Consider the following 6,417-nt stretch of genomic DNA (forward strand, 5'->3'; position numbering starts at 1 on the left):
AGGAGACGTTAGCTATAAATCTATTTGCTATATATTTTCTAACAAATACTTATCTAGCTAGTTTTAAGATGTTGTATAATTTTTTCTCTCACATTATGATTGTGATGAACGACAATTATATAAAAAGGAACATAATTATGACAACAGTTTATCTTCATGGACATGGTAGTTGGAAACCATCAATGGGCTACACAAAAATACCTGCAAATTGTTCACTAACCTTTTATACCCACTTTGCCAAATTACTTAATGCAACAATGGTAAAACAAATTATGGCAGGTACCTACACGCAAACAGAATCAGAACATAGCGCATTTAAGACTGTCCCTAATTTACAGATGTCATCTCTCACTCAAGGACAGGTCAATAACGCTTATAACTGGGGGGGAGGAGTTTCTCCCTATATATTACATACTCTGCCCGTAGCTCCGAAAACACGTCGTTCATTAAGTGATGTCATGGCTGATTGCACAGCTGTTTACGGAAAAAAATTGGATTTTCATTGGCTTTGCTGCCAATCGTTGGGATTGTCTCAAGTGGGCGGGCGAGAGTTTGGTTTAAACGCATCAGATCGCACAGCTCAAGCAGGACATAATGGGCAATATCTTTTTAAATGGAAAGATGTCAACGGCATTCAACAACAAAAATGGGTCAATAGTAATCATTCTATGCATCAGTAGTTTATTTCAAACAAATTGAATGTAAGTTTTCTAGGATGTTACCTTAAGATCAATAGAACAGGGGGGCTGAGACTAGTCAGGTAATGGTATCACTGCCCCTTTAATCTCCGTTTGTTATCCTAAGCAAGCGGTTGGATTTTATTGGGTTTATTGATAGAAAACCTAATCCAAGCTGTTCACATTTCTGTAATAGTTAATGTCTGCTCTGTGTCTTGAGTTCAATCGATGGACGCAACACACAGGGGAAGTTACGCCACCGTTATTCCTAGTGTCCGCTTCAAGCCTCATAGCTTCCGTTCATATTAGATTCTTTAACGTTGACTTTCAGCCTAAACCAGTCGTTTTTTGTTGTTAAAAATCACCCTGTCTAATAAGCACTAAGATACGAAAGCAGACGAGATTTCTTACTTTTATAACCGCAGCTATTCCGACAAAATGCTCATAAAGGATCCAAAATACTATTTAACTTTTACCAGTTGTGGACGTTAAGTTGTAAACGAAAAATAGTATTTTGGATTAGTTTTGTATTGATAATTTTTAATCAGCATGCATATTTACATAACTCAAAAAATCAGATTTACGAAGTTGTACTATTCAACAACTTAAGTCACCTTCATTTTACTGATTATGCATGACTGTTTAATTCAAGTAACATTGTTTTCAGTTGTTGCTGTGCTAAATCGGTTAACGGTAGCAGCGGTCTTCTCGGTCCGCCCATTGGAGTGCCTTGAATTGAGAAACCCGATTTAACCGCTGCTGCTAAACCCGACAATACAATAAATTCAAGAAATTCATATTGCTGGTAAAAAAGCGCGGTCGCCTTCTCGTTTTTCCCTTGTTTAACGGCATCAAATAAATGTTTAGCTTGCTTACCGATTAGACAAGGTGCCGCAGTGCACCAACCGCTAGCTCCCGCATTAAACGCTTCTAGCGCCATATGATTACAGCCATTAAAGAATGGTACTTTACCGTTCGAAAGCTTATAAATTTTATGCATGCGCTGAATATCACCAGTACTCTCTTTTATCATGATGGTGTTTTTGATGTCGCTAACCATCTTCAGCATAAATTGAGGTGACATATCAATACCACAGGTTGCCGGGTTGTTATAAATCATAATGGGCAAAGATGTTGCATTTGAAATGCTTTCATAATGCAGGAACAATTCATCTTCGTTTAACTTGTAATAAGAGAACGGTGAGACCATGATCATATCTGCACCTACTTGAGAAGCATATTTCGCACGACTTATTGCCTGAGCAGTGGTTAATTCGGCAATACCAATCATAACTGGTACTCTACCGTTAACACGAGTTACTGTATATTTAGCTACTTGCTGCCATTCGTCTTCAGTTAAATAGGCTGCTTCACCAGCGCTGCCTAATGCAGCAATTGCATCTACCTGTGCGGCAAGCAAAGTATCTATAACCTTTGCTAAACTTTCAAAATCCACATGGCCATTTTCATCGTTAAACGGTGTGATTGGGTAACCAACAATACCTGATAAATTCATAATTTTTTCCTTATATACAATCGGTGTGAGTTTTAAGTGCTTGTCTTGCGTAATACGCAAAATTTACTTTGTTTCGTTTATCGGTAGAAACCCAATCGTGAGCTTCTTGCGCTAATTTCGTAGGCAATGGCTGAATTTTTCCGGCAGACATTGCCAGTATTTGTAATTTAGCGGCACGTTCAATTAAAATAGCCAGATTACACGCTTCTTCAATGGTTTTACCGGTTACCAGTTGACCATGATGAGCAAGAAATACGGCTCGATTTTTCCCTAAAGCTTTAGAAATAAGAACTCCTTCTTCGTTACCTACCGGAACACCGGGCCAATCAGCCACAAACGAACAATCGTTATACAAAGCACAGGTATCCATTTGAGAAATAATTAGCGGCACTTTCAACATTGCTAATGCGGCAATATAAGTAGGATGGGTGTGAATAATGCAGTTAACGTGTGGATGTTCTTTATAAATCCAAGTATGGAAACGATTAGCGGGATTGGCCATTCCATTGCCGTCTAATGGCTTGAGATCATGATCCACTTCCATCAAGCTATCTGCGGTAATTTCATCAAAACCTAAACCAAATTTTTGCGTTAAAAACGTATACGCTTTGTCAGCACGACAAGTGATTTGCCCCGCTAAGCCGGCATCATGGCCTTTGTCGAATAAAATACGACATGTCAACGCGAGCTTTTGACGTTCCGTTAAATTGATATCTTCAATGATATTGTTCATATCTTTTTGAGCACTGTTCATTAATTCTTTTTTACTTGATGAAGCTGTTTTCATTATAAATTTCTCCGTAACTTTGTTTTTCGTTAAGAACTAGGGCAAGATAACAACGATCTGGATTACTAATAACATCCAGTTTTAATATGTTTAGTGGTCCAGATTGAAGGAGGGCATATGTTAAGACCTTGGCAAACGAAGTTTTGGCTAGTCGACAGTACGGGTAAAACATTTCATGCAAAATTATTAAACAAGCTAATTGAAGATATTAAGAGTGGACGTCTCTCAGCCGGTAGCATGCTACCGGGGTCACGCGCTTTAGCGAACCAATTAGACGTTAACCGAAAAACGGTTCAGCAGGTATACGAAGAACTTGAATCCCAAGGCTGGTTAGTGAGTAAACCTAGACGTGGTACGTTTATTTCAAATATGCTACCTGAACAAGGGGTATCAGAAGAGAATAAGCGCTTAATTAATAATGCGCACAAAACTAAAGCCCCCTCAAATCTAGTTAAGAATATTTATCAAGATTCATTTCGTTCTAGTAATAACATATTTGATGGAAATGACGGCGTACCAGATACTCGCTTGATACCCTATAAAATACTGGCTCGGGCATATAGAAGAGCTTGTATTAGCTTAAGTAGACATTCAAATCTAGGCTATGGCGATCCCAGAGGAACAAAAGCGCTACGAGATTCCATTCAAAAAATGTTGACTGGTGATAGGTTTATGAATTGTTCTGTTGAACAGATTTGTATAGTTCGGGGCAGTCAAATGGGCATATACCTAACCTCTAGAGTATTAGATCCAAGCAAAGGCGCTATTATTGTGGAAGAGGTGTGTTATGCCCCCGCAAAAGCAGCATTTGAAGCAAACGGCTTTAAAATATTAACCTGTAAATTAGATCACAATGGTTTAAATATTATAGCGTTAAAAAAACTATTAACTCAACATGAGGTTGCCGGTATTTATATTACCCCTCATCATCAATATCCTACAACGGTGTGCTTACCTATGGATAGAAGACTAGCGTTACTAAAATTATCAAAGCAGTATCAATTTTTTGTCATAGAAGACGATTATGATCACGAATTTCATTACGAGGCAAAGCCCATTCCTCCTCTGGCAAGTCTCCCTAATTCAGAAAATGTTGTGCACATTGGCTCAATGTCGAAAGTATTTGCTCCAGGCTTAAGGCTTGGATACCTAGCTGCCGATAAGAAGTTTATTGAAAGAGCAGCACAAGAAATTGTACTTATCGACAGACAAGGAAACACCATAACTGAGCATGTACTCTCCGACTTAATGGAATCAGGTGAGGTGAAGAGACATATTCGTAAAACTCGAAAGCAATATGAAGCAAGAAGGAACTTTGCAGCCAATGAATTCTCTAGGGTATTTAGCGATAATATTTCATTCAATTTACCTACCGGAGGAATGGCGCTTTGGGTCGACATTTCAAAACTAATTGCAGGTAAAAAAATAGCCAATTTACAGCACAAAGACGCAAGCTTAAGTACACTTTTCTGTGATGACTCAGCAGAGCCTACTCACATTCGCTTTGGCTTCGGTGCGCTTACCGAACAAGAAATAACACAATCAATAGAACATTTATCTAAAGCATTAAAGCAATTTTGCTAATAGCCAATTTACCGGTAATTACTAGCCTATTACCGGTAAATTAACGCGAATGTTATTTTGTTGCTTTATGTTCAGGACAATCCAGTCTCAGAGCAATAGTAGGTAAGTCGACTTTCATCAAGTGGCAGTGAAAGCCATCTTGGTGCTGTTCATAATAATTAATTTGAAAATGTACGGAAAAACTATTGAAGGCAAATATCTGGTTTACGCACTAAATGACCTTTTAATCTAATTCTATTAACGACCGCTTCGGTGGCAATGCGGACTATTTATTAAGATAAAGTCACATCTAAATTAGGTCGGCTGTGTGGTAGCTAGTGACCTTAGAGCAATGAACACTGGGAGTTTTACCTTACCGGAATCTAACGTCAAAAAAGTGCGCTTAGTTGACGTAAGTCATTGTCTCACTAACGTCAACTCAAGCGACAAAGCGGACTATAATTAATTTTTAGTCAAAGTTGTAAAGAAGGGTGGTCGTTCGCTTTAACTCGTATTTCCCCGAAAGTGAGTTAGGGCAAACACTCGAAACTGGGAACAATTCTAAGTAAATAATGTGTCCCTAAAAACTAATCCACAAAAGTCACAACAATTTAACCACGGTATGGGATATCACTGACGAATATTTTTACATGGCTTAAACAAGGCGTATTAGATAAAAAGTGTTGTACTAATTTCTCAGATTGATCTTTTTCACCACGTGGGGAAATATAAATTTCTTTTAGGAGAATTGGATCAAATGGAAGCTCTATGTAAGGCTTGGAAGCATCATAGTGGATAGGTATACTTCCCTTTTCCTCATTACTTAAGTTTACCATGAGACGGTACTCTTTTTCTTGTTCGTAAGCTGGGTGCTTAATCAATATCGCATTTGAAGCCAAGTAATCTAATTTAGAACCTGAAACATTGGACAGTTTTATATCAACATTGTCACCTATCTTCAGATAATCTACCTTACTAACTGTGTTTATTAATTGGTGCCGATATTTACTATCATCAACTATATCCACCAAGCTAGTAAAATTGTGAAAAACGAGAGCGATACCACCTTGCTGTGAGCTATATGCTAGCCATTGATATAGAGAATCTGGCGCAGTAGATAAGCTAAATGTATAAAAATCGGGCGTTGTTGATATCAGCTGTTCAATAACAACCCTTTCGTAGATGTTTTTTACATCTTCTTTCAATGCAAGAAAGTCACGTGTATCTACAGCGCTGAAGTGCAGCCCTAGTGTTTCCCCAATAGCTACTAGCAGTTCTCGTTCTTTCAGACATTTGCCAATTGTTTCATTGTCGTTATCGTCATTTAAACTATCAATGATTCGACTTAAGCCATACTTTAGTTCGGATTTGTCATTCAGAAAGTCAATATGAGTTGCTCGCATGACAGGCACACTCTCTTTTTTGAAAATAGAAATGAGAACTTCAAATGAGGTGTAATGCCAAAGAAGTGGTTGTTCTGTGCTTTTACTCATACTTAACGCCTCTAGTTTTATCGCTGTTTAGGGCTCATAGTGTAACACAGCAAGTTATTGAATACGTTTGATATATAGTAGTTAACCTAACGCACTTTTGTCCGGGATAGAGTTAGGATCGTCCTTAAATTGCACCCAAGTCATCTTGAACTTGAATTCAGTTAACGACCGATTTTAGGCACACTGCTGACGTTAGGATCTCAAAAGCTAACGTCAGCAGTGTGGTACTAACCGCCCTTAACATCTCATTCTAAAAGAATTAGAGAATTCCAAATTAATTAGCCCTTTTGTTAAGGGCTTCTTGGTTAAGGTTTTCAGATATCAGCCAATACACAAAACCTATCAACAACTCTTCAACTGAAGGCTGATGTCTGAAAGGCT

5 protein-coding genes are annotated in these 6,417 nt (G+C 38.2%); 2 read left to right on the forward strand and 3 right to left on the reverse strand.

Features of this window, described 5'->3' with window-relative positions; translation table 11 throughout:
* A partial coding sequence (locus HRT50_RS17060; RefSeq protein WP_291616711.1) for a putative adhesin occupies positions 1 to 680 on the forward strand: 680 nt, incomplete at its 5' end.
* Positions 681 to 1,305: 625 nt separating this feature from the next.
* Here the strand turns inward: HRT50_RS17060 and HRT50_RS17065 are convergent.
* Positions 1,306 to 2,193 (reverse strand): dihydrodipicolinate synthase family protein, encoded by an 888-nt coding sequence (locus HRT50_RS17065; RefSeq protein WP_291616713.1) that lies wholly within the window; start codon positions 2,191 to 2,193, stop codon positions 1,306 to 1,308.
* Between the two features lie 10 nt (positions 2,194 to 2,203).
* Complete coding sequence (locus HRT50_RS17070) at positions 2,204 to 2,980, reverse strand: aldolase (RefSeq protein WP_291616715.1); 777 nt, start codon at positions 2,978 to 2,980, stop codon at positions 2,204 to 2,206.
* A gap of 117 nt (positions 2,981 to 3,097) precedes the next feature.
* On the opposite strand from HRT50_RS17070, the gene HRT50_RS17075 reads away from it, so the two are divergent.
* Positions 3,098 to 4,564 (forward strand): PLP-dependent aminotransferase family protein, encoded by a 1,467-nt coding sequence (locus tag HRT50_RS17075; RefSeq protein ID WP_291616717.1) that lies wholly within the window; start codon positions 3,098 to 3,100, stop codon positions 4,562 to 4,564.
* Between the two features lie 590 nt (positions 4,565 to 5,154).
* Here the strand turns inward: HRT50_RS17075 and HRT50_RS17080 are convergent.
* Positions 5,155 to 6,036: a DUF2971 domain-containing protein gene (locus tag HRT50_RS17080; protein WP_291616719.1), complete on the reverse strand. Its 882-nt coding sequence runs from the start codon at positions 6,034 to 6,036 to the stop codon at positions 5,155 to 5,157.
* Positions 6,037 to 6,417 lie beyond the last annotated feature (381 nt).

The sequence above is a fragment of the Colwellia sp. genome (assembly GCF_013215345.1).
Classification (GTDB): domain Bacteria; phylum Pseudomonadota; class Gammaproteobacteria; order Enterobacterales; family Alteromonadaceae; genus Colwellia.

What these genes read in the sequence shown, in the direction of transcription:
- HRT50_RS17075 (WP_291616717.1), top strand. Translation starts at nt 3,098, where the DNA reads ATGTTAAGACCTTGGCAAACGAAGTTTTGGCTAGTCGACAGTACGGGT.
- HRT50_RS17070 (WP_291616715.1), bottom strand. Translation starts at nt 2,980, where the DNA reads ATGAAAACAGCTTCATCAAGTAAAAAAGAATTAATGAACAGTGCTCAA.
- HRT50_RS17065 (WP_291616713.1), bottom strand. Translation starts at nt 2,193, where the DNA reads ATGAATTTATCAGGTATTGTTGGTTACCCAATCACACCGTTTAACGAT.
- HRT50_RS17080 (WP_291616719.1), bottom strand. Translation starts at nt 6,036, where the DNA reads ATGAGTAAAAGCACAGAACAACCACTTCTTTGGCATTACACCTCATTT.